The following is a 23,096-nucleotide window of genomic DNA, read 5'->3' as shown; positions in this document are numbered from 1 at the left end:
TTGCGGGCCTGTGGACAGCCGCTAGCTGGAACCCCGCAGGGTGATCTCCGCGATGTCGGTGCGGCTCTCACCGTTCACCGAGCCCAGCGTGTCGATCCACACCAGCACGTTCGAGGTGGGGGAGGCGTCGCTGATGTCGATGGTGTTGTTACCGGGCTTGAGCGGGGTGGAGGGGGTCAGCTCGGTGGTGGCCGACAGCGTCGACGGTGTGGGCGTCTGAGCCGAGCGGATCTGCACCGACGTCCCGGTGCTGTCGAGATTGATGTCGACCGAATCCAGCGTCGTGGGCTGGGGCAGCTCGAGGATCAGCCCGACGCCGCTCTTGAAGTTCGGGAACGGGGTCGGGTCGGAATAGATGTCGGTCGGCCACACCGTCGACGGATTGCCGTCGATCGCCTTCCCGGCATCCGCGGGGTTGTCGGCGCCGCCGTCCGGGGAGAACACGGTGGCCCGGACGGGGCGGATCACATTGCCCGCGCCCGGTGAGGCACTGTCCTCGGTCGAACTCGACGGCGCGTTCAGGCCGAGGTCGTCGCCGTTGAAGCCGCCGCCCACGTCGCCGAAGATGCGGCTGAGCACCGTCGCCAGCACGACCAGCGCCACCACGACGATGACCCCACCGACGGTCAGCCCGACCATCAACCCCTTGCGTCGGCGCACCTGGGCCTCGGGGTCGTCGCCGTCGCGGACCGGCCGGCGGGGTGGCGGGGCATCCGGCCGGTCGACCGGAGAGATCAGCTCGGTACGGTCGGCGATCGCGGTGGCCTGCTGAAGCAGGTTGAGCAGTGTGGGCGCGCTGCGGATGCCGCCGTCGGCCTGAACGGCGCGGGCCGCCGCCGCGGAGATCTGGAACGGGACGTCGCGGTCCACGGCCTTGGGCTCGACCGGCTGACCGGCGGCGTCCAGATCGGCGGCCGCCAGACCGCTCGGTACGCCCTTCTCGGGCAGCGGCCACCGGTTGACCAGCAACGCGTACAGCGCTGCGCCGATACCGCGGATGTCGTCTTCGGGGGTGGCGTCGGGCAGCGTCGCCGGGAAGGCGAGCGCCACGTCGCCATCGATGCTGACCCGCACGCGGCTCGGATGGTCGATGGACAGCGCCACCCCGGCGCGGTGGGCCGCCTCGGCGGCCGCGGCCAGCGACTGCATCGCCCTGGCGCCGCCGATCGCCGACGGGGCGGTCTGGGCCACTTCGGTCAGCGACCCGCCCCGGATCCACTCCGAGACGATCAGGCCGCCCGAGCCGGTGTTCGCGACATCGAGCACCCGCGCGACGCCGGGCATGTCGATGCGGCTCAGTTTGAGAGTGCGCGACAGGATCTCCTGGAGCTGCTGGTCGGGCAGCTCGTTGTCCGGATCGACGAAGGTCAGCGCCACCTGCCGGTCCAGCGCGGTGTCGAGGGCCTGCCAGAACTGCAGATGGGGCGGACCGCCGTGGAAGACGAGCAGCCGGTAGCGGCCGGCGCCGATGGTCGCTCCGGGGATGAGGTGGACGTCCTCGTCGGCCGTGGCGGCCTCGATCGCCGGCTCCCGGGGGGCGTCGAACGGCAGCGATTCGCGGGTCGGGTCGCCGCCGTAGTCCGCCGGTGGCCGGCCGGACACCGCGAATTCGGTCGTCTCGCCGGCTCGGGTGTCCTGGTCGTCGTCAGGGACGTCGGGCTGGAAGTCGTCGGCGGTGGGCCTGCTGATCCGCGTGGTCACCGAACTGTCGCGGCCGGTGCTGTCGCGCCCAGTACTGTCGGGCCCGGTCTTCTCGCGCGGCGCGCCGTCGGGCACCCCCGCAGAATTGTCCGCGGAGTCGTCGGTCACCGCTGGTCCTTTCCACATCCCCACCTCGGCGCCGCGCGCCGAAGCCCCGCTCCCACCGATGACGGGGCCCCGACTCCGCCGCACCGCAGGTGCATTCCTGTGCTCAGGGTACGGGACAGCGGCGGTGGGGCGCCGTTGGTCGGGCGGACTTATTGACGGGGTGGACGTGGCCCGGCGGCTGCCGAGCCGGCGGCGCACGACAGCCAGCGCGGCGCCGGCCTCGGGCACCTTGGCCGCCAGCAGCACCCCGATGACCACCGGACCCATGATCAGCCCCAGGACTGCGAGGCGGATCAGCGAACCGCCCGCTCCGAAGCGCTCGGTCAGGGTCTCCAGACCGAGCACCTGATCGGCGATCTGCGCGAGCAACGCGGCCAACAGCGAGGCGGTCAGGGTGACCAGGATGGTGCGGACGACGGTGACGTCGAGCATTCGGCCGCGCCGGGGGGTGAGATTGGACCGCAACAGGATGTGTCCCACGACGGCGCCGGCGACGAATCCGATTCCGTTGGCGGTGCCGAGCAGCCCGGCGACAAGATCCGGGTCGTCGGTCAGCGCCGGTGCGGCCAGCGAGGCGATCACCTTGACGGTGGTGACCACGACGATGACGGCGATCGGGGTCCACGGCTGCTCGCGGGCGTAGAACACGCGCAGCTGCAGCAACACCAGCGCATAGGGGATCAGGGTGAACGCCGAGAGCGTGATCGCGAGGCCGAGGTAGCCGGCGTCGGTCTCGCCGAAGTTCCCGTAGGCGAACAAGGCGCTGCCGATCGCGGGACCGCCGACGGTCATGATCGCCACGATCGGGATGAGGGTGACCATGGTCAGGCGGGTGGCCAGCGAGAGGTCGCCGAGCACGGCGGGGATGTCGTCGGCGGCGGCGTTGCGCGACAACCGTGGCATGACGACCGTCAGCACCGTCACGCCGATGATGCCGAACGGCAATTGCAGCACCAGCCAGGTGTAGGTGTAGATCGCGGGCCCGGACGCCGCGGCGGTGCTGGCGATCTGGTTGGTGACCACCAGTCCGGCCTGGCTGATCAGCACGTAGAGCACCATCGCCGCGGCCATCGCACCGAACTTCTTGAGCCGGTCGTCGAGCCCCCACAGCGGCCGCAGACTGATCCGCTCGCGGCGGATCGCGACGAGCAGCACCGCGGCTTGGGCGACCACCCCCAGGGTGGTGCCGATACCCAGGACGAGCAGTTTGGCGTTGCCCATCTCGACGGGGTCGAGCGAGAGCTCGCCGGGCACCAGCACGTAGACGCCCAGGGTGGCGATGGCCACCACGTTGTTGACCACCGGCGCCCAGGCCGGTGGCCCGAACACGTTGCGGGTGTTCAGGATGGCCATGAACACCGACGTCAACCCGTAGAACACCACCTGGGGTAGCAGCAGATAGGCGAACGCGGTGGTGAGTGGTTGGTCGACCTGCGGAGCGTCGCCGAGCATCAGACGAACCAGCAGCGGTGCGGCCGCGACGGACAGCACGGTGGCGATCAGCAGCAGGGTGGTGGCGAGGGTGACCAGGCGGCGAACGAATGCCGTCCCGCCGTCCGGATCATCGCGTTCGGCGCGGGCGAGCACCGGGACGAAGATCGCCGTGAATGTCGCTTCGAGGACGAGCGCCGCCACCAGGTTGGGCAGCTGGTTGGCCACGGTGAACGAACTCGACAGCGCGGCGCCGAGGATCGCGGCGAGCAACACGATGCGCAGGAATCCGGTGATCCGGCTGACCAGCGTGGCCACCGCCATCCCCCAGGATCGTTTGACCACCGCGGCGTCGGACAGTTCCGGCCGGCCGGCGCGGCGCCGAGGAGCGGGACCGCGCGGGATGCGCTGCCGCGGCGGGGCGGGTGGCATCCGGCGCTGCGGCGCGGCGGGTCCGGACGGTGCGTCGCGGTCCGGTGGAATCCGGCGGGGCGGGGGATAGGCCGACGGCTGCGGATCGGTGGGCGGGCCCGGCCACTGCCCGGTGGTGCTCACCGGTGGCCGCCAGTGCTGTGCGGTCTGTCGGAGGGGGCGTGGCGGATCGCGGTCTCCAGCGGATCGGAGCGCAGATGCGTCTCGGCGTAGGCCCGCGTGGGGCGGTCGAGGTCCGCACGGTCCGGCTGGCCGCGGAAGCGGTGCCACAGCCGTCGGCCCACCAGCAGGACCAGCACGGCGCCACCGGTGAGCGTGATGATGAACAGCACCTTGCCGTAGGCGTTGGAGTGCACCGAGAGCCGCACCGGTTCGCCCAGGGGCAGACCGTCCGCGGTGCGCAGTGAGACGTCGACGGCCACGCGCTGGGTGAAGTGCACCTCGATGGGCACCCGCAGCGGCAGGAAACCGGGCGGCAGGACGATCTCGCCCATGTCGTCGACGGTCATACCCGGTGGCGCGTCGACGTGCAGCCGGACCCGGATGGGGACGGGCAGGTCGTTGCGCAACGCCAACGGCAGCGGGCTGCGTTCGGTGGCCAGCGTGTAGGCCCCACCCGGATTGACGATGGTGACCGCGCCGAACAGATCGTCGACGGTGCCGGCGACGACCGACAGCCGCTGCTGCGCGAGCCCGTTACGGGCGTCCGGCGGGACCGACTGGCTCAGTGCGCGCAGCATGTCCTCGCGCAGCGGAGCCGTGTACTGGGTGCCGGTGAGCCCGGTGCGTTCGTCGACGCCCAGCGCCGCAGTCAGTTCCCAGAGCCGCCTGGAGGTGGCGGCGACGCCGGCGGTGACCGCGTCGTCGAATCGACCGCGGGGGTTTCCCGCCGCGGCCGGCGGCCAGGCGACCCCGGGGGTGGGCGCCAGGGTGGCGTTCTCGGCCACGACCGCGGGCAGGGGTCGGGGCACCGCCAGACCCGCGCGGATCGCCGAGCCCACCGCGGTGAGCATCGCCTGGGCGTCGTCGGGTCCGGGGTTCCACGCCAGCGGCGGAACCACGATCTCGGTGCGCGGCTGTGCGTCGGGCTGTAGACCACGCCACAGCAGGGAACCCAGCGCGTCCTGCCGGCGGGCCACGGCGGAGTCGTGGCTCAGCGGGAACGCCAACGACGGGTCCAGATAGCTCGGGGTGGCCGGATCGGTGCCGCTGGCGGCGAGTGCGGCGCCGACCGTCGGATCGAAGGGCACCGACACCACCTGCGGGGTGTAGCGCACCGGAAGCAGTTCGGCCGATGCGCCGAGCCCGGTCGCCGCGTCCTGCGCCACCAGTGGTGCGGCGCCGATGGCGACCGTCGGCGCCTGGGCCGAGAGCAGTTGCAGGGCGGGTCCGGTGAGCGGGCCGTCGCCGAGCAGGGTGACGCCGCGGACCGCGGGCACCCCGAGGATGCGGTCGATGATGTCGGCGGTGGCGGTGGTCGCGATCGCGCTCAGACCCGGGTCGCCGATGCGTTGCAGTGCGTCGAGGTCGGCCTGCGCGTAGGTCGTCGGCGTCACGCACATGCGCGGGGCGAGCGCCTTGAGCCGGCTCAGCCAGGCGATCGCGGCGTCGCGTCCGGTACCGGGCCGGGTCGGCGTGGTCGGCCCGGCATCGGGTCCGTCGTTGACCACGTAGCCGGCCGTCATCGCGTTGACGGTGACCAGCAGGTCGGGATCCACGGCCAAGCAGAGGGTGCGGGTGACCTCACCCATCGGGTCGACGGTGGGGCTGGTGGCGAAGTCGACCGCACCGAGCAGTGTGTCGAGCCGGCCACCCGGGGCCAGCGACTGGGCGAGTTCGTCGTCGATCAGCCGTACCGGCGTCGTACCGCCCGGCAGACCGGAGGCCAACCGGGGACGGTCGGCCAGGGGCCAGAACATCGTCAGACCGACCGGATTGGACGTATCCGGAGGCACCGCGGAGCCGAGCGCCTCCGGGGCGGGCGCGGCTCCGTTCTCGGGGGGCACGCCGAGCACCGGGAGGAGGAAGCGTGCATCGTCGAGCCGCGCGGGCGCTCCGTAGTCGGGGGTGCCGTTGACGTTGACCAGGAGGGGATAGACGCCGGGCTGCCGGATGTCCAGCGATGGCCCGGCCGGCGCGCGCAGCGGATAGGTGAACGAGAAGGGCACCTGGGCACCGCGCTCGAGTTGCGTTGCGGCCGTCACGAATTCGGCGGCCGGGCGGAACTGATCGATGTTGCCGGTGAGATTGGTCCGCAATCCGGAAGAGGTGTCGACCGCGGGGGCGTGTTCCAGCCGGAGCACCACGTCGCGCACAGTCCGGTCGCCGACGTTACGGACCACCCCGGCGACGGTGACCGTCGGCTCGCTGGTGGTGGTGACGATCTCGGGCGTCACCTGGTCGACGCGCAACTGCAGGAACACGGCGTCGCCGGCCTCGCCCGCGGCGGCTTGGGGGAGGGCGGCGGGGACGGCGAAGAGGACCAGCAGGACGATGGCGGCGCACAGGCGCGGGAGCACCGACGGCGAATGCGCGCCGGCGGCCGCCACGGCCCTCACGGGCCTTGTCCGCATCCGTTCGTCCGCCGGCCCTGAGAACTCTGGCCCGACTCGTCACGACGCCGGTTGCGGGTGTGCGAGTGAGTCTGGGGGCGCCGCCGTGGTGCGGTGCGCGGCAGCGGCGGCAGGGCGGCGGGCCCGTCGGCGTGCAATTTGTCGATCAGCTCGTCGGCGACTTCGGCCAAGCGGCGTTCGTCGGCGTAGGCCAGGCGTTTGGGCAGCTCGGTCAGCGGTACCCAGGCCACCTCGGTGACCTCGACGTCCTCGTCGGACAGCTCGCCGCCCAGAAAACGCATCAGATAGTGATGCACGGTCTTGTGTACTCGGCGGCCCTCGGTGACGAACCAGTAGTCGATGCTGCCGAGCGCGGCGAGTACGTCGCCGCGCACCCCGGTCTCCTCGGCGACCTCGCGGACGGCGGTCTGCTCGGCGGTCTCACCCATCTCGATGTGGCCTTTGGGCAGCGACCACAGCATGCGTCCGCGCCGGTCGATGCGGCCGATCAGCGCGGCGACCTGGTTGTCCTTCGGCCCGTCGAGGCCGTCGATGACCAGACCGCCCGCGGAGGTCTCGTGGACGGTGCGCAGCCGTTCCGGCGGTCGGCGGGGACGGTCCTTGCGGAGCCGGTCGGAGGGTTTGGCGCGCTGGCGGGGACGTTCGCCCTCGTCGGGCGGTGCCGGGCCCGGTGCGGGAGTGTCGGCGGTACCCTGCGGGGGTCCGGCCGCGCGTCGGCCACGACGTCGCCCGCGGCGGCGTCGTGGTTTGGGCTGATCGCCTTCCGACACCCAAGCGATAGTAGCTGCCACGTGGTTACCCTCCGGCGGCACTCGCCGGTCGCCACCGGACCGTTACCCTCTACGAACGTGCCTGACGAGATCGCCGACGATGAGCTGCTCGCCCGTGCCGCGGTGGCGCTGAACCGGCACGGCGACATCCTGCGGGATCTGGGTTCGGTGTTCGCGGCGGCGGGTCACGAGCTGTATCTGGTCGGCGGCAGCGTCCGCGATGCGTTGCTGGGCCGGCTGGGCACCGACCTCGACTTCACCACCGACGCGCGGCCCGAACAGATGCAGAGGTTCCTGCGCTCGTGGGCCGATGCGATGTGGGACACCGGCATCGAGTTCGGCACGGTGGGGGTCGCCAAGGGCTCCCCGGGCCATCAGGACCGGCTGGAGATCACCACCTTCCGCGCCGACACCTACGACCAGGTCTCGCGAAATCCGCAGGTACGTTTCGGTGACCGACTCGACGACGATCTGGTGCGGCGCGATTTCACCGTCAACGCCATGGCCGTGCGGGTGGACCCCGAGAAGCCGGGTGGGCTGGGCGATTTCCACGACCCGCTCGGTGGGCTGACCGCGCTGGGAGACCGGCTGCTGGACACGCCGGCGGCGCCCGAGGTGTCGTTCGGTGACGACCCGCTGCGGATGCTGCGCGCCGCACGCTTCGCCTCGCAGCTGCGCTTCACCGTCGCGCCCCGGGTCCGGACCGCGATGACGGAGATGGCACCGCAGCTGGGCCGGATCACCGCCGAACGGGTGGCCGCCGAACTGGACAAGATGCTGCTGGGCGCCGATCCGGTCGCCGGGATCGAGCTGTTGGTCGAGACCGGGCTCGGCGACGTGGTGCTGCCCGAGGTGGGGGCGATGCGGATGGCGATCGACGAGCACCACCAGCACAAGGACGTCTACCAGCATTCACTGACGGTGTTGCAGCAGGCCATGGACCTGGAAGGGGCACCTCGGGGGGACTCGGGGGAAGACCGGGGCGGGCCCGATCTGGTGCTGCGCTGGGCTGCGCTGCTGCACGACATCGGCAAGCCCCCGACCCGGCGGCATGAGCCCGACGGCGGGGTGAGTTTCCACCACCACGAGGTGGTGGGAGCGAAGATGACGCGCAAACGGCTGCGGGCGCTGAAGTACTCCAAACAGATGGTCGACGACGTCTCGCAGCTGGTGTATCTGCATCTGCGCTTCCACGGCTACGGGGACGGCAAGTGGACCGACTCGGCGGTGCGCCGGTACGTGACCGACGCCGGACCGCTGCTGGGCCGGCTGCACAAGCTGGTGCGCGCGGACTGCACCACCCGCAACAAGCGGCGGGCCGCGCGGCTGCAGGCCAATTACGACGATCTCGAACAGCGCATCGCCGATCTGGCCGCCAAGGAGGATCTGCAGCGGGTCCGGCCCGATCTCGACGGCAACGAGATCATGCAGATCCTGGGCATCCCGGCCGGTCCGCAGGTGGGCCAGGCCTGGCAATACCTCAAAGAGCTGCGCCTGGACCGTGGACCGCTGTCACACGATGAGGCGGTCGCCGAATTGCTGGCGTGGTGGAACGCGAGAGGGTAGCGCCGCGTCTGATCGGCTATGGAGTACTGCCTGGGCGACGGTGACGGTTCGGCAACCCTGTGGCCGGCCGAGCCGGATGTGGACATCGACGGTGACGGCGTATTCGACGCGGTCGGACTCGATGTCGACGGTGACGGCCGCATCGACGACGCGTTGGCCGATCTCGACGGCGACGGGCTGGCCGACCACGCCGTCCTCGACCTGGACGACGACGACGTCGCGGAGGCCTATTTCACCGACGACGGCGCGGGCACCTGGCTGGTGCGCGCCGATCACGGCGGTCAGCTGCGCTGGTTCGGGCTCGACGGTGCCGAACAGACCGGCACCTCACCGGTCGACTTCGACGCCGACGGGCAGGTCGCCGAGCAGCTGGTGGACACCGACGATGACGGGGTGGCCGACCGGGTGGACGGCGAGGACACCGTGTGGGTGGACACCGATGGCGACGGGCACTGGGACGTGCGCCTGTCCGATGCCGACGGCGACGGTCGCGCCGATGCGGCTGCGGGGCTGTAGCGCGTTCGGCCGACCGTCAGTCGCGTCCGGCGCCGGGCGGCCCGGCGAACGCCTGGGCGATCGTCAGCCACTTCTCGGCGTCCGCGCCGTCGGCGGTCACGTCGAGCTCTGCACGCGGCCGCCGCTGGGTCACCAGGTAGCAGAAGTCCTCAGCCGATCCGGTGACCCGCTGCCCGGCATCCTCAGGGCCCCACGACCAGGTCGAACCGTCCGGAGCGGACAGTTCCACGTGAAACGGCTCCGCCGGCGGGGTCAGTCCGTGTACCGCGAAGGCGAAGTCGCGGGTGCGCACCCCGATGTGGGCGATCGACTTCAGCCGGGCGGTCGCGGGGCGGCGCACCGCCAGCGCGTCGGCGACGTCGAGCCCGTGCGCCCAGGTCTCCATCAGGCGTGCGGTGGCCATCGACGCCGCGCTCATCGGCGGTCCGAACCACGGCAGTTTGCGGCCGTCGGGCACGTCGAGCAGGGCGTCGTGCAACCGGGTCCGGGTGCGGCGCCAGTCCTCGAGCAGCTCGGCGGGTGGGGTGGTCGCCAGGTCGTCCGCCGCGCGGTCGACGAATCCGGCGGGGTCCTGCGCGGCCTCGCCGAGCACCAGATTGAATCCATCCGCATCGGTCGCCGACAGCACCGCAACCCGATCGGTCCACAGCAGGTGCGCGATCTGGTGGGCGATCGTCCAACCCGGCGCCGGGGTGGGGATCGACCATTGCGCGGCGTCGAGACCGGCGACCAGTGCGTCGAGGTCGTCGCTCTCGGCCTTGAGGTCGGCGACCAGATGCTCGGCTGCGGCCATGGCCGACAGATTAACCCTGCCGCTGGGCGCGGCGGCCGATCGTGCCCGCCCCCAGCAGGCCGAGCAGGTAGACGACCGCGCCTGCGGCGGCGAGCGCAGGCGCGTGTCCGTCGGCGGGGATGACGCTGGCCGCCACCGCGATCGCCCCGATGAACGTGATCCAGAACAGTGAATCCTGCACGGTGAAGACATGACCGCGCAGCGCGTCGTCGACGTCGATCTGCATGGCGGTGTCGGCGCAGAGCTTGACGATCTGACCCGCGGCGCCCAGCAGGAAGCCGCACACCATCAGCACCGGCAGGTGCAGCCCGAGCCCGGCGAGCTGGAACACCACCGCGGCCCCGAGCGCCCCGCTCACGGTGCGGTAGCGGCCCCAGCGGGCGATCACCGCCGGGGTCGCGATGGTCGCCAGGAATGATCCGGTACCGGTCGCGGCGACGAACAGCACCGCGGTGCCGAGTCCGGCGACGGCCTGCGTGTCGCTGTGCCGCACCATCACCAGCACCAGCAGGGTGTTGATGCCGAAGGCGATACGGTGCGCCGCCAGACCGGACAGGGTGGCCGCGACGGTCGGCACCGAACGCACCGTCCGGGCACCGTGCACCCAGCCGGTCGCCACGGCGTAGGCGACCGAACCGTGGATCGCGCGAACGCTGTCGTCGGGTCCGAGTACGTGCCGTCCGAAGCGGATCGCCAGCCACAGCGCCAGCGCGACCGGCAGCGCGGCGATCAGGATGATCGCCGAGGCGCCGGCGTCGTCGGCACCGAACAGCCAGCGGGGTAGCAGCATGAAGTTCGCCCCGAGGAAGGTGGCGGCCGCACCGGTGGCCGTCGCCACCGAGTTCATGGCGACCACCTGCTCGCGGGGCACGACGTGCGGCAGCGCCGCGGACAGTCCGGAGGACACGAAGCGGGTGAACCCGTTGACGATCAGCGCGCCCGACAACAGCAGCAGATCGCCCGCGCGCAGCGCGAGCAGCCCGGCCACCGCGAGTACCAGCAGGAGCCGGCCGAGGTTGGCGCCGACCAGAACCAGCCGCCGGTCCCAGCGGTCCAGCAGCGCGCCGGCGAACGGCCCCAGCAGCGAGTACGGCAGGAACAGGACGGCGAACGCACCCGCGATGGCCCACGGTTCGGCCGCGCGGTCGGGATTGAACAGGATCGCCCCGGCCAGGCCGCCCTGGAACAGGCCATCCCCGAACTGGCTGACGGCCCGCAGTTCGAGCAGGCGGCGGAATTCGGGCAGGCTACGCACCGATCGCCACAGGGCGCGGGAAGCGGAGGCGTCAGGCACCGGAAATCACCCGGTCCACAGTACAAATATCGAATCGGCGCCCGCCTGTTCGCTACGCCTGCGGTGCGCTGGTGACATGATGGTCGCTGTGGCGCAGTCAGAGGATCCGGAGGATTTCATCGCCCCCGCGGCCCACCGCGTACGGGCGGGGACGCTGCTGCTGGCCAACACCGATCTGATGGAGCCGACGTTCCGGCGCAGCGTCATCTACGTCGTCGAGCACAACGACGGCGGCACTCTCGGGGTGGTGCTCAACCGGCCGAGCGAAACGGCCGTGTACAACGTGCTGCCGCAGTGGGCGAAGCTGACCACGAAACCCAAGACCATGTTCGTCGGCGGTCCGGTCAAACGCGACGCGGCGCTGTGTCTGGCGACGCTGCGCGTCGGCATGGAGGCCACCGGCGTGCCGGGGCTGCGCCACGTCGCAGGACGGATGGCGATGGTCGATCTCGACGCCGATCCGGATTCGCTGGCCCCGGTGGTCGAGGGGATCCGCATCTTCGCCGGTTACAGCGGCTGGACCATCGGGCAGCTGGAGGGCGAGATCGAACGCGACGACTGGATCGTGCTGTCGGCGCTGCCGTCGGATGTGCTGGTCGAGCCGAGGGTCGATCTGTGGGCGCGGATCCTGCGCCGCCAGCCGTTGCCGCTGTCGTTGCTCGCGACACATCCGATCGACGTCAGCCGCAACTAGTTCACCGGCAGGACAGCACGCAGCTGGCGCAGCTGCCCGCGCAGCCCTCGGCGTCCGCGGCGTCGGCCGCGTCGGCGAGCTGGCCGGCCCGGGTGATGGCCTTGGCGCTCTGCCAGCAGCCGGCCGCGACGGTGCCCACCGCGCCGATCACGCAGGCGATCACGGCGAGCATCCCCGTCACCGGGGGCGCCGCCAGCCCGACGATCCCGCCGGCGGCCAGCATCACCGCGGCGGCGAATTGGGTCGGGGCCACCGCGCGCAGACTCAGCCGGAGCGGGTCGCCGCCGTGCGGGCGGGTCAGCAGCCACCCGCCGGTGCCACCGATCGCGAGGGCCGCGATCAGACACAGCGCAGCGGCGATCACCATGCCGATCAGGATACGAGGGGCGGCGCGCCCGGTGTCAGGGCATCCCCAGCGGGGTCGGCAGCGCGGCGACGCCCGGTGCGGTGGGAAGCGCCGGCACGGCGGCCGGCGGTGCCGCAGCCGGTGGTGCCGCAGCCGGGGGCGCCGCGGTCGGCGAGCTCACCTTGAACCCGTTCGCGATGGCGTCGGTGGCGTCGGCCGCGGCGACCGCCTGCTCGACGGTGGTCGTCACCCCGAGCGATACCAGATATCGGTCCGCGCCCGAGGTGGCGATGACGTGGCGACGGGAGGTGTTCAGCGTCATGTTGTTCTCGCGGTAGGTGCCCTCGATCAGCGACGACGGCATGCCGTTGAACTGCGCCAGCGAGGCCCTGGTGGTGCGCCAGGCCGGCAGCATCTGGCTGTCGATGAAGCCGTGTCCGATCGCCTCGTCCGGATTGAACTCGCCGACCAGCTTGTAGACCCGGATCTGGGCGTTGGACGAGTACAGCCCGTCACCGCCGACCCGGTCCGCGATCACGGCATACGCGTCGGGCACGTTCGGATCGGGGATGTAGGCCCATCCCGCCGGCATCGGCAGCGTGATGTTGAGTGCCTTGAAGTCGCGCGGCGCCTGCGGCTGCATCGCGACGCCCTTGCTGGCGAAGAACTCCGCGAGCGTGCCTGACGTGGCCGGCAGAACGGTCGGCGCGGGTGGGGCGACGGGAGCAGGTGCGGCGGTCGCCGGCGCAGTGGCCAGGGCCCCCGGGGCGGTGGCTGCGGCTCCGGTGACCGGCGCGGCCGTGGGTGCGACCGCCACGGTGCCGGGACGGGGAACCGGTGGCTGCGGGTAGAGCGGCTGCGCCCACGCGCTCGCTGCGCACGCGAGGCCGATCGCACCGGCCACCCCCAGGGCTGCGCCGCCCGTCAGAGCCCGCCGTCCGCGGGCGATACCGATCTTCCCGGTCATCGAGCCGTCCTCCCCTCCTGTGCCAGGCGCCGAATGTATCCACGCCCGGGTGCCGCCCGACAGGCCCGGAACCGACCTGGGATCAAGCCCTGACCTCTCCGCGACGCAACCGATACCAAGACGTGGCCGATCCCGGTCCTCCGTGGTCGCCGAGAGGCGTAGAGAGCGCATCGATACCCTGATGAGGTGACAGAAGCCCCGACCACGCAGCCCGACCCGGCCGCAGATGCCGACGTGCCGCAGCACCGCTACACCGCGGATCTGGCGGGGCGTATCGAGCAGACATGGCAGCAGACGTGGGCCGAACGGGGCACGTTCAACGTCCCCAACCCGGTCGGTGATCTCGCGCCGGCCGACGGCTCGGTGCCCGCGGACAAGATGTTCGTCCAGGACATGTTCCCCTACCCGTCGGGGGAGGGGCTGCACGTCGGGCATCCGCTGGGTTACATCGCCACCGATGTCTACGCCCGCTACTACCGCATGACCGGTCGCAACGTGTTGCACGCGCTGGGATTCGACGCGTTCGGGCTGCCGGCCGAGCAGTACGCCGTGCAGACCGGCACCCATCCGCGCACCCGCACCGAGGCCAACATCGTCAACTTCCGCCGGCAGCTCGGGCGGCTGGGGCTCGGGCACGACACCCGGCGCAGCTTCTCCACCACCGACGTCGACTTCTATCGTTGGACGCAGTGGATCTTCCTGCAGATCTACAACGCCTGGTTCGACCGGGACGTGCAGAAGGCCAGACCGATCACCGAGCTGGTCGCCGAATTCGACAGCGGCGCACGGAAGTTGGACGGCGGCGGCGACTGGTCCGCGCTGTCGCCCGGGGAGCGCGCCGATGTGATCGACTCCTACCGGCTGGTGTACCGCGCGGACTCGATGGTCAACTGGTGTCCCGGGCTGGGCACCGTGCTGGCCAACGAAGAGGTCACCGCGGACGGTCGCAGCGATCGCGGCAACTTCCCGGTGTTCCGTAAGCGCTTGCGGCAGTGGATGATGCGCATCACCGCCTACTCCGACCGGCTGCTCGAAGACCTCGACGGGCTGGACTGGCCGGAGAAGGTCAAGACGATGCAGCGCAACTGGATCGGCCGCTCGACCGGTGCCAGTGTGTTGTTCGGTACCGATGTCGGTGACATCGAGGTGTTCACGACGCGCCCCGACACCCTGTTCGGCGCCACGTATCTGGTGCTGGCACCGGAGCATCCGCTCGTCGAGGAGTTGACGGCCGGGCAGTGGCCCGACGGGGTCGACGAGCGGTGGACCTACGGGGCGGGTAGCCCAGCCGAGGCGGTGTCGGCCTACCGTGCGGCGATCGCCGCGAAGTCCGATGTGGAGCGCCAGGAGAACAAGACCAAGACCGGCGCGTTCCTCGGCGCCTATGCGACCAATCCCGCCGACGGTCGCCGAGTTCCGATCTTCATCGCCGACTACGTGCTGATCGGCTACGGCACCGGAGCGATCATGGCGGTCCCCGGTCACGACCAGCGCGACTGGGAGTTCGCCCGCGAGTTCGGGCTGCCGGTGGTCGAGGTGATCTCCGGTGGCGATATCGACGAGTCCGCCTACGCCGGCGACGGCCGGCTGGTGAACTCCGATTATCTCGACGGAATGGACGTAGCCGCAGCCAAGGCGGCGATCACCGAACGGCTGGTCGGACAGGGACGCGGTCAGGTCCGCATCGAGTACAAGCTGCGCGATTGGCTGTTCGCCCGTCAGCGGTACTGGGGTGAACCTTTCCCCATCGTCTACGCCAGCGACGGTGGCGCTCACGCGCTGCCGGAATCCGCGCTCCCGGTGGAACTTCCCGACATCCCGGACTATTCGCCGGTGTTGTTCGACCCGGATGACGCCGACAGCGAGCCGAACCCACCGCTCAACAAAGCCACCGAATGGGTCACCGTCGAATTGGATCTCGGCGACGGACTGCAGACCTACACCCGTGACACCAACGTCATGCCGCAGTGGGCGGGCAGCTCCTGGTACGAGCTGCGCTACACCGACCCCCATAACTCAGAAGCGTTGTGCGCCAAGGAGAACGAGGCGTATTGGATGGGTCCGCGCCCCGACGAGCACGGGCCAGGGGATCCCGGTGGCGTCGACATGTACGTCGGGGGCGTCGAGCATGCCGTGCTGCACCTGTTGTACTGCCGGTTCTGGCACAAGGTGCTGCACGACCTGGGGCATGTCAGTTCGCGGGAGCCCTACCGCCGCCTGGTGAATCAGGGTTACATCCAGGCGTTCGCCTACACCGATTCGCGCGGCTCCTATGTGCCCGCCGCCGAGGTCGTCGAACGCGACGGGAAGTTCTGGTACCCGGCCGCGGACGGTGAGATCGAGGTGTTCCAGGAGTTCGGCAAGATCGGTAAGAGCCTGAAGAATTCCGTTTCGCCGGACGAGATCTGCGACAGCTACGGCGCGGACACCCTGCGGGTCTACGAGATGTCGATGGGCCCGCTGGAGGCTTCGCGCCCCTGGGCGACCAAGGACGTCGTCGGCGCGCACCGGTTCCTGCAGCGGGTGTGGCGGCTGGTGGTCGACGAGCAGACGGGTGCGGTGCGGGTCGCCGCCCACGAGGCGCTGGATACCGAGACCCTGCGGTCGCTGCACCGGACGATCGCCGGGGTCGCGGAAGACTATGCGGCGCTGCGCAACAACACCGCGGCGGCGAAGCTGATCGAGTACACCAACCACCTGACGAAGGCCGGAGTGTCGGCGCGGGCGGCGATCGAGCCACTGGTGCTGATGGTCGCTCCGCTGGCCCCGCATCTGGCCGAGGAGTTGTGGCGGCGGCTCGGACACGACGCCTCGCTGGCGCACGGGCCGTTCCCGCAGGCCGACCCGCAGTATCTGGTCACCGACACCGCCGAGTACCCGGTTCAGGTCAACGGCAAGGTCCGCAGCCGGATCACCGTCGCCGCCGACGCGGACCGCGATGCCCTGCAGGCGGCCGCTCTGGCCGACGACAAGGTGCAGGCGTTCCTCGACGGCGCAACGCCCAAGAAGGTGATCGTGGTGCCGGGCAAACTGGTCAACATCGTCGCCTAGATCAGTTGCGCCGGGGCGGCTCGTAGCCGTCGACCAACGGCTCGGGCAACGGCGAGATGATGCCGGACAGGAAGTCGGTCCCCAGCTCGGCGACGGCATCGAAGGTGTAGTGCTGCGGGAAGAGCACCGAGTACGCCGACACCCCGTCGATGAAGGCCATCAAGCCGTGCTGCGGGTCGAGGTGCAGCACACCGTCCGGCTCCCCGCGTCCGGCGCCATCCTCTTTCTGATCCGTACCCAGATGTGCACCCTCGGCGAGATCGCCGCAGTCCTTGCCTGGCTTGCGCAGCTGACTGCGGTGGTGACCGAACTGCCCGACGACCTCGCCCATGACAAGGGCTACGCCGCGATCCGCGAGGAACTCACAGCGTGGCTGCGACGGGCAGCGACAGATCGGGCGCGTCGGTGAGGGTGATCTGAGCCGGGCTCGCACCGAGCTGGAACAGCGTCCCCTCGTGCCCGACGGCGGCGGCCGCCCATTGCAGCGCCGCGGCCAACTGCTGCTCACGCGGCCGCCGCGCGGCCGATAGATAGCCGGCAAGCAGCGCATCTCCGGCCCCGACGGTGCTGACCACGCGGTTCACCACGGCCCGTCCGTGCAGAACACCGTCGGCGTCGACCAGCACGGCCCCCTCGGCGCCGAGGCTGGCAAGCACGGCGCCGGCCCCGCGCCGCCGCACCTCCTCCGCCGCCGCGAGCACCTCACCGAGCGTGCCGGGCGATGTCCCGGTCAGCTGCGCCAGTTCACCCGTATTCGGTTTGATCACAGTGGGTTCGGCGGCCAGACAGCTGGCCAGCGGAGCACCCGAACTGTCGACGGCGACAGCGACGGCGTGGCGGTGGGCATGCTCGCAGAGGCGCGCGTACAGATTGTCGGGCGCGCCGGCCGGAAGGCTGCCCGCGCAGACCAGCCACTGCGCGCCGTCGAGGTGCGCCACCACCGCATCGATCAGGGCGTCGATCTCCGCGGCGTGCAGCTGCGGGCCGGTCTCGTTGATCTTGGTGACGACGCCGTCGGCCTGAGCCAGGCTGATGTTGCTGCGAATGGAGCCTTCGATCGGGACATAGGTGACCGGCAGCCCCGCCGCGGCAAGCATCTGCCGCAGCTGCGCACCGCTGGCCCCGCCGGCCGGTAAAACAGCATGCGACGCAGTTCCGTTGCTGGACAGCGCGAGTGACACGTTGACACCCTTACCGCTGGGCTCGCTCCAACTTCGGGTCGATCGGTTGACCGCACCGGGGATCAGTCGGTCCAGCAGCACGGTGCGGTCGACGCTCGGATTCGGCGTGACGGTCAGGATCATGCCCGGTGCACCGCCGTCATCTCGCCGATCACGTCTTGCCACTGCGGAGACAGGCCGGTGTCGGTGATCAACAGGTCCACGTCGGTCAGATCGGCGTACTGCACACCACGCACCTGTCCCACCTTGCTGTGGTCGGCCAACAGGATCCGGCGGCGCGCGCAGGCCAGCATGCGTCGTTTGACCGCGGCCTCTGCGGGGTCGGGGGTGGTCAGTCCGCGGTCGGGGCTGATGCCGTTGGCGCCGAGAAACGCGACGTCGACGTTGATCTCGGCCAACGCCCGGCATGCCCAGTCGTCCACCTCGGCAGAGGTGGGTCGGCGCACCCGTCCGCCGAGGGTGAACACGGTGAGCAGCGGACGCTGCACCAGCTCGATCGCGAAGGGAAGGGTGTTGGTGTACACGGTCAGCTCGCGATCACCGGGGAAGCGGTCGACCAGTTGGCGGGTCGTCGACCCCGCGTCGAGGAGCACCGACCCTCGCCGCGGCACATGGGCCAGCGCCGCGAGCGCAATCCGGGTCTTCTCGGCCGTGTTCTCCGTGCGCGTGTCGACGGCGGGTTCGTAGGACAGACTCGTGACGGGCATCGCGCCGCCATGGACGCGTCGGAGCAATCCCCGACGCTCGAGGACTATGAGATCCTTGCGGATCGTCTCGCGGGTGACGTCGAGTTCCCGGGCGATGCCGAGGGCGTCGACACGGCCGGTCCGGCGCAACGTCTCCATCACGTGAAGGCGGCGCTGTTCGGCATAGCGCACCTGCTCTGGGTTCGTCACGAATCGAGCACCGTCCCAGCGGCTTTCGCTGCCAGCATGGCGGCACCGAGCGCACCGGGCTGTTCGACCGCCGCGCGGGTGACGGCGCCGAAGCGCTGCCGCTTGACCTCCATGAGAGCCGGGCTGGTCGACCATCCGCCGGTCACCACGAAGCGGGCGTGCGGACCGGTGGCGGCGGTCATGGCGTCGTGCAGATCGGCGACCTGATCGGTGACCGTCTCAATGGCCGCACGCCAGACCTGGCCCGGGGTGACGTCGTCGCCGATGTCGGAGATCGTCGCGAGTGCGAACGCGGGCGCCGTCACCCGCACGGGTGCGGACGGCTCTGCGAGGGCGGCTCGGTCGAGTTCGGCGCGCGGATGGCCGAGCATGTGCAGGATCCGACCCAGGGCGAGGCCGCCCTGGGTCCCCCCGAGCAGGCACCAGTGCTCGGCGGCGGCGTGCCATCCGACGGTGATCCCGCGGCCGGTCAGTTCGATCACCTGCGCCGCGGTCAGACCCGGAGCGACGCTGCGTACCAATGCCTCGGCGGTGCCGCAGGAATCGAGTTCATCGCCCCGACCGGCGGCCCCGGCTCCGATGGCGGCGACCTGATGATCGTGTCCGGCGACGGTGAGCGTCGCGCCCGTCAGCCGACCCAGACCGGCCTCGGAACTGACCGTCCCCAGGGGTGTGCCGGCGGTGACGATCGGCGGCATCAGGGATTCGGCGGTGTGGGACCAGGCAAGTGCTTCGGGCCACCATTGCCGCCGCCGCATGTCCAGCCACCCGGTCCGGGAGGCGAGGGACTGTTCGGTGGCCTCTTCCCCGCCCAGTGCGCGCACCAGCCATTCGGCCACGTTGAAGCGCCGTACTGCGGTCCGGCTGTGCGGCGAGTGACGCTGTAGCCAGCGATGTTTGGTGATCGACCACTGCTGCCGCAGGGGTAGGCCCGTGACGGCCGAGAATTCGTCACCATCGCCGAACGCCTGCCGCAGCTCGGCGATTTCGGTGTCGTCGCGGGTGTCATGCCAGGCGATCACCGGTGCCACCGGCTCACCGGATCGGTCGACGAGGACACCCGATTCGGCGATACCCGTCACGCCGAGCGCCACCATCGGACCGGCCGGGCAGGCCGCGGACAGTTCCGCCAGTGCCCGGCCGGCGGAGCTCAGCAGATCCCGGGCGGCCACCTCGGCGCCGGCCGGCGTGATCGTCCAGGGGGTGCCGGCCTGCCCGGAGGCGACCGGCCGGCCAGCCCCGTCGAACGCCACCGCCTTGACGGCGGTGGTGCCGACGTCCAGGCCGACGAACAACTCCACGGACACCGGCACTCCTCGCCGTCGGGTGTTGGTGTTTGATGGATATCGTTGCGTTTCGTTGGCAGCTGGTCAAGCCCGGGAGGAATCTCATGCCGCTCGTCACCACCGCTGAACTCGTCGGCGTCGCGCACGAGCATGGCTCGGGCCTGGCCGCCTTCAACGTGATCACCCTCGAGCATGCGGAGGCGATCGCCACCGCGGCCGAGCGCGTCGGACAACCGGTCATCCTGCAAGTCAGCGAAAATGCGGTGCGCTTTCATCACGGCCAGGTGAAACCGATCCTGGCCGCGGCGCACGCGGTCGCCGCGCTCGCCGCCGTCCCGGTAGCTGTCCATCTGGATCACGTCGAGCAGTCCGACCTGTTGCACGCCGCCGCTGATGCCGGAGCGAGCTCGGTCATGTTCGACGCATCGAAACTCGACTACGACGCGAATGTGGCGGCCACCCGGGCCGCTGCCGACTGGGCGCACCGCCACGGACTCTTCCTCGAGGCGGAACTGGGCGAGGTCGGCGGCAAAGACGGGGCGCACGCGCCCGGCGTGCGCACCGACCCGGGCGAGGCGGCCGCCTTCGTCGCGGCAACCGGGGTCGACGCCCTGGCCGTCGCCGTGGGCAGCTCACATGCGATGACGACCAGGGGTGCCCGCCTGGACTTCGACCTGATCGGGCGGCTGCAGGCCGCTGTCCCGGTGCCGTTGGTGCTCCACGGCTCCTCGGGTGTCCCCGACGACGATCTGCGGCACGCGGTCCGATCCGGTATCACCAAGATCAACGTCGGCACGATCCTCAATGTGGCGTTCACCGATGCGGTGCGAAAGCACCTGTCGCACAACGACGGCGTCGACCCGCGCGCCTACCTGGCCCCGGCGCGGGAGGCGACGGCCGACACGGTCGCCGCGATCATCTCGGCGATCACCCGCGGGGACGGATGATCACCTCGTGCACATGCGCGTCGGCCGGTGCGTCGATCGCCTCGGCCGTCAGGCGTGCGACGGTCTCGGCGCTCAGATAGTTCGCCGGGTCGTACTCGCGGCCCTCGTAGGCGTTGAGATCCTGCTGCATGTCGGTGGCGATCCGGCCCGGGTGCACCGACGTCACCCGCAGCGCGGGCTCGTCGTTGCGCAGTGAATCGGCGAACCCGCGCAGCGCGAACTTGCTGGCCGAATACGACGCCAGCCCGGGCGAGGCGTTGATGCCCGACCCGGAGTTGATGAAGACCACCTGACCTCCGGCCGCCCGCAACGCGGGCAGCAGGGCCAGCGTCAGCGCCACCGGCCCAACGACATTCACCGCCAGCGTGGATTGCCACTGCTCGACGGTGGATTCGGCGACCCGGGCCGGATACGCGACACCTGCGTTGTGCACCAACACGTCGAGTTCGACGATCGGCTCGACCGCCGCCGGGATCGCGTCCGGATCGGCGAAGTCGATCCCCCAGGTGGTGGCGCCGAGTCCATGGGCCACCTCGTCGAGCGCGGGCGACGGACGGCCGGCCAGGAACAGCGTGTGGGTCGGGGCCAGTGCCGTCGCCAGGGCGGCTCCGAGGCCGCGGCTGGCTCCGGTGATCATCGCGGTCGGCATACCGCCAACCTACCGACCTGCAGAACCGCCCCGCGCGTCGCATCATGGAACGGATGCCCCACGATCCCAGCTTCGCGCCCACGCAGCTCGCGGCCCGAGCCGCCTACCTGTTGCGCGGCAACGACCTGGGTGTGATGACCACCGCCGCCCCGCTGCTCTATCCGCACATGTGGAGCTGGGACGCCGCGTTCGTCGCGATCGGGCTGGCACCACTGAGTGTCGAACGGGCGGTCGTCGAGCTGGACACGCTGCTCTCCGCGCAGTGGCGCAACGGCATGATCCCGCACATCGTTTTCGCCAACGGCGTGGACGGCTACTTTCCCGGCCCCGCGCGGTGGGCCTGCTCGGCGCTGGCCGCCGATGCGCCCCGCAGCCGCCACACATCCGGAATCACCCAGCCACCGGTGCATGCCATCGCCGTTCAGCGCATCCTCGACCACGCCCGCACCCGGGGCCGTTCCACCCGCGCGGTGGCCGCCTCGTTCCTCGACCGCCGGTGGGACGATCTGGTGCGGTGGCACCGCTGGTTGGCTGAATCCCGCGATCAGAACGGTCGCGGACGCATCACGCTGTATCACGGCTGGGAATCCGGTATGGACAATTCTCCGCGCTGGGATGCCGCCTACGCCAAGGTCGTTCCGGGCGCGGTGCCCGAATACCAGCGCGAGGACAACGCGATCATCACCGATTCGAGCCAACGGCCCTCCGACCTCGAGTATGACCGCTATCTGTGGCTGCTCGAGGAGATGAAGTCCGTGCGCTACGAGGACGACCTGCTGCCGAAGGTGATGAGTTTCGCCGTCGAGGACGTCTTCGTCTCGGCGATCTTCTCGGTCGCCTGTCAGGTGCTCGCCGAGATCGGGGAGGACTACAAGCGCCCGCACGCCGACGTCCGCGACCTGTTCGGCTGGGCCGACCGCTTCCGCGCCGGCGTCATCGAGACGACCGACGAAAGAACCGGTGCGGCAAGGGATTACGATGTGCGCGCCGAGAGCTGGGTAGCCACTGAGACGGTGGCCCAGTTCGCACCGCTACTGTGCGGCGGGTTGGCGCACGACCGTGAGCGGGCGCTGCTGCGCCTGCTGGAGGGGCCACGGTTCTGCGGGCACCCCGATCTGAAGTATGCCTGTATCCCGTCGACGTCACCGGTGTCGCGGGACTTCCGCTCCCGGGAGTACTGGCGCGGGCCGGTATGGCCGGTGATGACCTGGCTGTTCGCGTGGTGCTTCGCCCGGCGTGGTTGGGCGGAGCGGGCCCGGGTGCTGCGGCACGAGGGTCTGCGCCAGGCCAGCGACGGGACGTTCGCCGAATACTACGAACCGTTCACCGGTGAGCCGTTGGGCAGTATGCAGCAGTCGTGGACCGCGGCCGCGGTGCTGGACTGGCTGGGTTAGCCGGGCGGGTCGACGTGCTGGTCGGCCAGCCGCTCGAGGGGGGCGAGCGCCTTGGCCAGCGTGTCGAGGTCGCTCTCGGTGAGCTGGGCGAGCAGCGACGCCAACTGCGCGCGACGGGTGGCCAGCGCCTCCCGATGCTGGACTAGCCCTTCCGGCGTCACCTCGACCAGTACCGCCCGCAGATCAGACGGATCGCGGGAGCGCTTCACCAGGCCGAGCTTCTCGAGGCGGCGGATCGCCACGGTGGTGGTGGGGGTACGGACGCGTTCGTGGGCGGCCAGCTCCGTCATCCGCATCGGTCCGCATTCGAGCAGGGTGAGCAGGATCGAGAGTTGAGCCAGCGTCAGATCGCCGCCGGCGCCACGGTTGGCGTCACCGCGCCGCAACACCGAGAACACCTTGGAAAGAACTCGCTGCAGTTCCTCCGCGAGCTCGGTGACCTGCGTCTCGGTCTCCACCATAGTTCGCCAGTCTAACCTGTCTGACCCGGACGGCACGCTG

At 70.6% G+C, this 23,096-nt stretch carries 20 protein-coding genes; 7 read left to right on the top strand and 13 right to left on the bottom strand.

Annotation, left to right across the window (positions count from 1 at the left end; genetic code table 11):
* Nucleotides 1–21: 21 nt before the first annotated feature.
* The 3 genes from murJ to ACN27E_RS18095 all read right to left on the bottom strand — a co-directional run bounded on the left by murJ (nucleotide 22) and on the right by ACN27E_RS18095 (nucleotide 7,015).
* Entirely contained in the window at nucleotides 22–3,672 is a 3,651-nt protein-coding gene (gene murJ, locus ACN27E_RS18105; RefSeq protein WP_422749964.1) for a murein biosynthesis integral membrane protein MurJ, read from the bottom strand.
* Between the two features lie 119 nt (nucleotides 3,673–3,791).
* Nucleotides 3,792–6,230: a DUF6049 family protein gene (locus tag ACN27E_RS18100; RefSeq protein ID WP_422743528.1), complete on the bottom strand. Its 2,439-nt coding sequence runs from the start codon at nucleotides 6,228–6,230 to the stop codon at nucleotides 3,792–3,794.
* Nucleotides 6,227–7,015 carry an NUDIX hydrolase gene (locus ACN27E_RS18095; RefSeq protein ID WP_422743527.1) on the bottom strand — a complete coding sequence of 263 codons (789 nt, stop codon included), beginning with the start codon at nucleotides 7,013–7,015 and terminating at the stop codon, nucleotides 6,227–6,229. Before ACN27E_RS18095 ends, ACN27E_RS18100 begins: the two co-directional genes overlap by 4 nt.
* Before the next feature lie 78 nt (nucleotides 7,016–7,093).
* On the opposite strand from ACN27E_RS18095, the gene ACN27E_RS18090 reads away from it, so the two are divergent.
* Together ACN27E_RS18090 and ACN27E_RS18085 are read left to right on the top strand one after the other, a co-directional pair.
* Nucleotides 7,094–8,581, top strand: a complete 1,488-nt coding sequence (locus ACN27E_RS18090) for a CCA tRNA nucleotidyltransferase (RefSeq protein WP_422743526.1) — start codon at nucleotides 7,094–7,096, stop codon at nucleotides 8,579–8,581.
* 18 nt (nucleotides 8,582–8,599) lie between these two features.
* Nucleotides 8,600–9,097, top strand: a complete 498-nt coding sequence (locus ACN27E_RS18085) for a pullulanase (RefSeq protein ID WP_422743525.1) — start codon at nucleotides 8,600–8,602, stop codon at nucleotides 9,095–9,097.
* Between the two features lie 16 nt (nucleotides 9,098–9,113).
* Here the strand turns inward: ACN27E_RS18085 and ACN27E_RS18080 are convergent, their stop codons facing one another.
* Both ACN27E_RS18080 and ACN27E_RS18075 read right to left on the bottom strand, forming a co-directional pair.
* A complete protein-coding gene (locus ACN27E_RS18080) occupies nucleotides 9,114–9,890 on the bottom strand; it encodes a TIGR03084 family metal-binding protein (protein WP_422743523.1) in 777 nt (258 codons plus the stop codon).
* Nucleotides 9,891–9,900: 10 nt separating this feature from the next.
* Complete coding sequence (locus tag ACN27E_RS18075; protein WP_422743522.1) at nucleotides 9,901–11,184, bottom strand: MFS transporter; 1,284 nt, start codon at nucleotides 11,182–11,184, stop codon at nucleotides 9,901–9,903.
* 88 nt (nucleotides 11,185–11,272) lie between these two features.
* On the opposite strand from ACN27E_RS18075, the gene ACN27E_RS18070 reads away from it, so the two are divergent.
* On the top strand, nucleotides 11,273–11,878 hold the full coding sequence (locus ACN27E_RS18070) for a YqgE/AlgH family protein (RefSeq protein ID WP_422743520.1): 606 nt from the start codon (nucleotides 11,273–11,275) through the stop codon (nucleotides 11,876–11,878).
* A 1-nt stretch (nucleotide 11,879) separates the two neighbouring features.
* On the opposite strand, the gene ACN27E_RS18065 is transcribed toward ACN27E_RS18070, so the two are convergent.
* Both ACN27E_RS18065 and ACN27E_RS18060 read right to left on the bottom strand, forming a co-directional pair.
* Nucleotides 11,880–12,245 carry a hypothetical protein gene (locus ACN27E_RS18065; RefSeq protein WP_422743519.1) on the bottom strand — a complete coding sequence of 122 codons (366 nt, stop codon included), beginning with the start codon at nucleotides 12,243–12,245 and terminating at the stop codon, nucleotides 11,880–11,882.
* Nucleotides 12,246–12,279: 34 nt separating this feature from the next.
* Entirely contained in the window at nucleotides 12,280–13,191 is a 912-nt protein-coding gene (locus ACN27E_RS18060; RefSeq protein WP_422743517.1) for an LpqN/LpqT family lipoprotein, read from the bottom strand.
* Nucleotides 13,192–13,377: 186 nt separating this feature from the next.
* Between ACN27E_RS18060 and leuS the strand changes: the two genes are divergently transcribed.
* Nucleotides 13,378–16,242 (top strand): leucine--tRNA ligase, encoded by a 2,865-nt coding sequence (gene leuS / locus ACN27E_RS18055; RefSeq protein ID WP_422743515.1) that lies wholly within the window; start codon nucleotides 13,378–13,380, stop codon nucleotides 16,240–16,242.
* Nucleotide 16,243: 1 nt separating this feature from the next.
* On the opposite strand, the gene ACN27E_RS18050 is transcribed toward leuS, so the two are convergent.
* A complete protein-coding gene (locus tag ACN27E_RS18050) occupies nucleotides 16,244–16,369 on the bottom strand; it encodes a hypothetical protein (RefSeq protein ID WP_422743514.1) in 126 nt (41 codons plus the stop codon).
* On the opposite strand from ACN27E_RS18050, the gene ACN27E_RS18045 reads away from it, so the two are divergent.
* Nucleotides 16,352–16,651 carry a heme-dependent oxidative N-demethylase subunit alpha family protein gene (locus ACN27E_RS18045; RefSeq protein WP_422743512.1) on the top strand — a complete coding sequence of 100 codons (300 nt, stop codon included), beginning with the start codon at nucleotides 16,352–16,354 and terminating at the stop codon, nucleotides 16,649–16,651. The genes ACN27E_RS18050 and ACN27E_RS18045 overlap by 18 nt on opposite strands.
* On the opposite strand, the gene ACN27E_RS18040 is transcribed toward ACN27E_RS18045, so the two are convergent.
* Genes ACN27E_RS18040 through ACN27E_RS18030 form a run of 3 tightly spaced genes read right to left on the bottom strand, consistent with a single transcriptional unit; the run spans nucleotide 16,605 to nucleotide 19,626 of the window.
* On the bottom strand, nucleotides 16,605–17,546 hold the full coding sequence (locus ACN27E_RS18040) for a 1-phosphofructokinase family hexose kinase (RefSeq protein ID WP_422743511.1): 942 nt from the start codon (nucleotides 17,544–17,546) through the stop codon (nucleotides 16,605–16,607). The genes ACN27E_RS18045 and ACN27E_RS18040 overlap by 47 nt on opposite strands.
* Nucleotides 17,543–18,319 (bottom strand): DeoR/GlpR family DNA-binding transcription regulator, encoded by a 777-nt coding sequence (locus tag ACN27E_RS18035; protein ID WP_422743509.1) that lies wholly within the window; start codon nucleotides 18,317–18,319, stop codon nucleotides 17,543–17,545. Before ACN27E_RS18035 ends, ACN27E_RS18040 begins: the two co-directional genes overlap by 4 nt.
* A complete protein-coding gene (locus ACN27E_RS18030; protein ID WP_422743507.1) occupies nucleotides 18,316–19,626 on the bottom strand; it encodes an FGGY-family carbohydrate kinase in 1,311 nt (436 codons plus the stop codon). Before ACN27E_RS18030 ends, ACN27E_RS18035 begins: the two co-directional genes overlap by 4 nt.
* A gap of 83 nt (nucleotides 19,627–19,709) precedes the next feature.
* On the opposite strand from ACN27E_RS18030, the gene ACN27E_RS18025 reads away from it, so the two are divergent.
* On the top strand, nucleotides 19,710–20,552 hold the full coding sequence (locus ACN27E_RS18025) for a class II fructose-bisphosphate aldolase (RefSeq protein WP_422743505.1): 843 nt from the start codon (nucleotides 19,710–19,712) through the stop codon (nucleotides 20,550–20,552).
* Here the strand turns inward: ACN27E_RS18025 and ACN27E_RS18020 are convergent.
* Nucleotides 20,533–21,201 (bottom strand): SDR family oxidoreductase, encoded by a 669-nt coding sequence (locus ACN27E_RS18020; protein WP_422743503.1) that lies wholly within the window; start codon nucleotides 21,199–21,201, stop codon nucleotides 20,533–20,535. The genes ACN27E_RS18025 and ACN27E_RS18020 overlap by 20 nt on opposite strands.
* A gap of 53 nt (nucleotides 21,202–21,254) precedes the next feature.
* Here ACN27E_RS18020 and ggh point away from each other — a divergent pair, with 53 nt between their 5' ends.
* Nucleotides 21,255–22,595, top strand: coding sequence for a glucosylglycerate hydrolase (gene ggh / locus ACN27E_RS18015; RefSeq protein WP_422743502.1), 1,341 nt, complete (start codon nucleotides 21,255–21,257; stop codon nucleotides 22,593–22,595).
* Here ggh and ACN27E_RS18010 read toward each other — a convergent pair.
* Nucleotides 22,592–23,056 (bottom strand): MarR family winged helix-turn-helix transcriptional regulator, encoded by a 465-nt coding sequence (locus tag ACN27E_RS18010; RefSeq protein WP_422743501.1) that lies wholly within the window; start codon nucleotides 23,054–23,056, stop codon nucleotides 22,592–22,594. The genes ggh and ACN27E_RS18010 overlap by 4 nt on opposite strands.
* Nucleotides 23,057–23,096: the final 40 nt, after the last annotated feature.

Origin of the sequence: Mycobacterium sp. WMMD1722 (genome assembly GCF_049315205.1) — a bacterium.
Classification (GTDB): domain Bacteria; phylum Actinomycetota; class Actinomycetes; order Mycobacteriales; family Mycobacteriaceae; genus Mycobacterium.
Note: the sequence above shows the minus strand (reverse complement) of the source record. Positions and strands in the feature narration are given on the sequence as shown.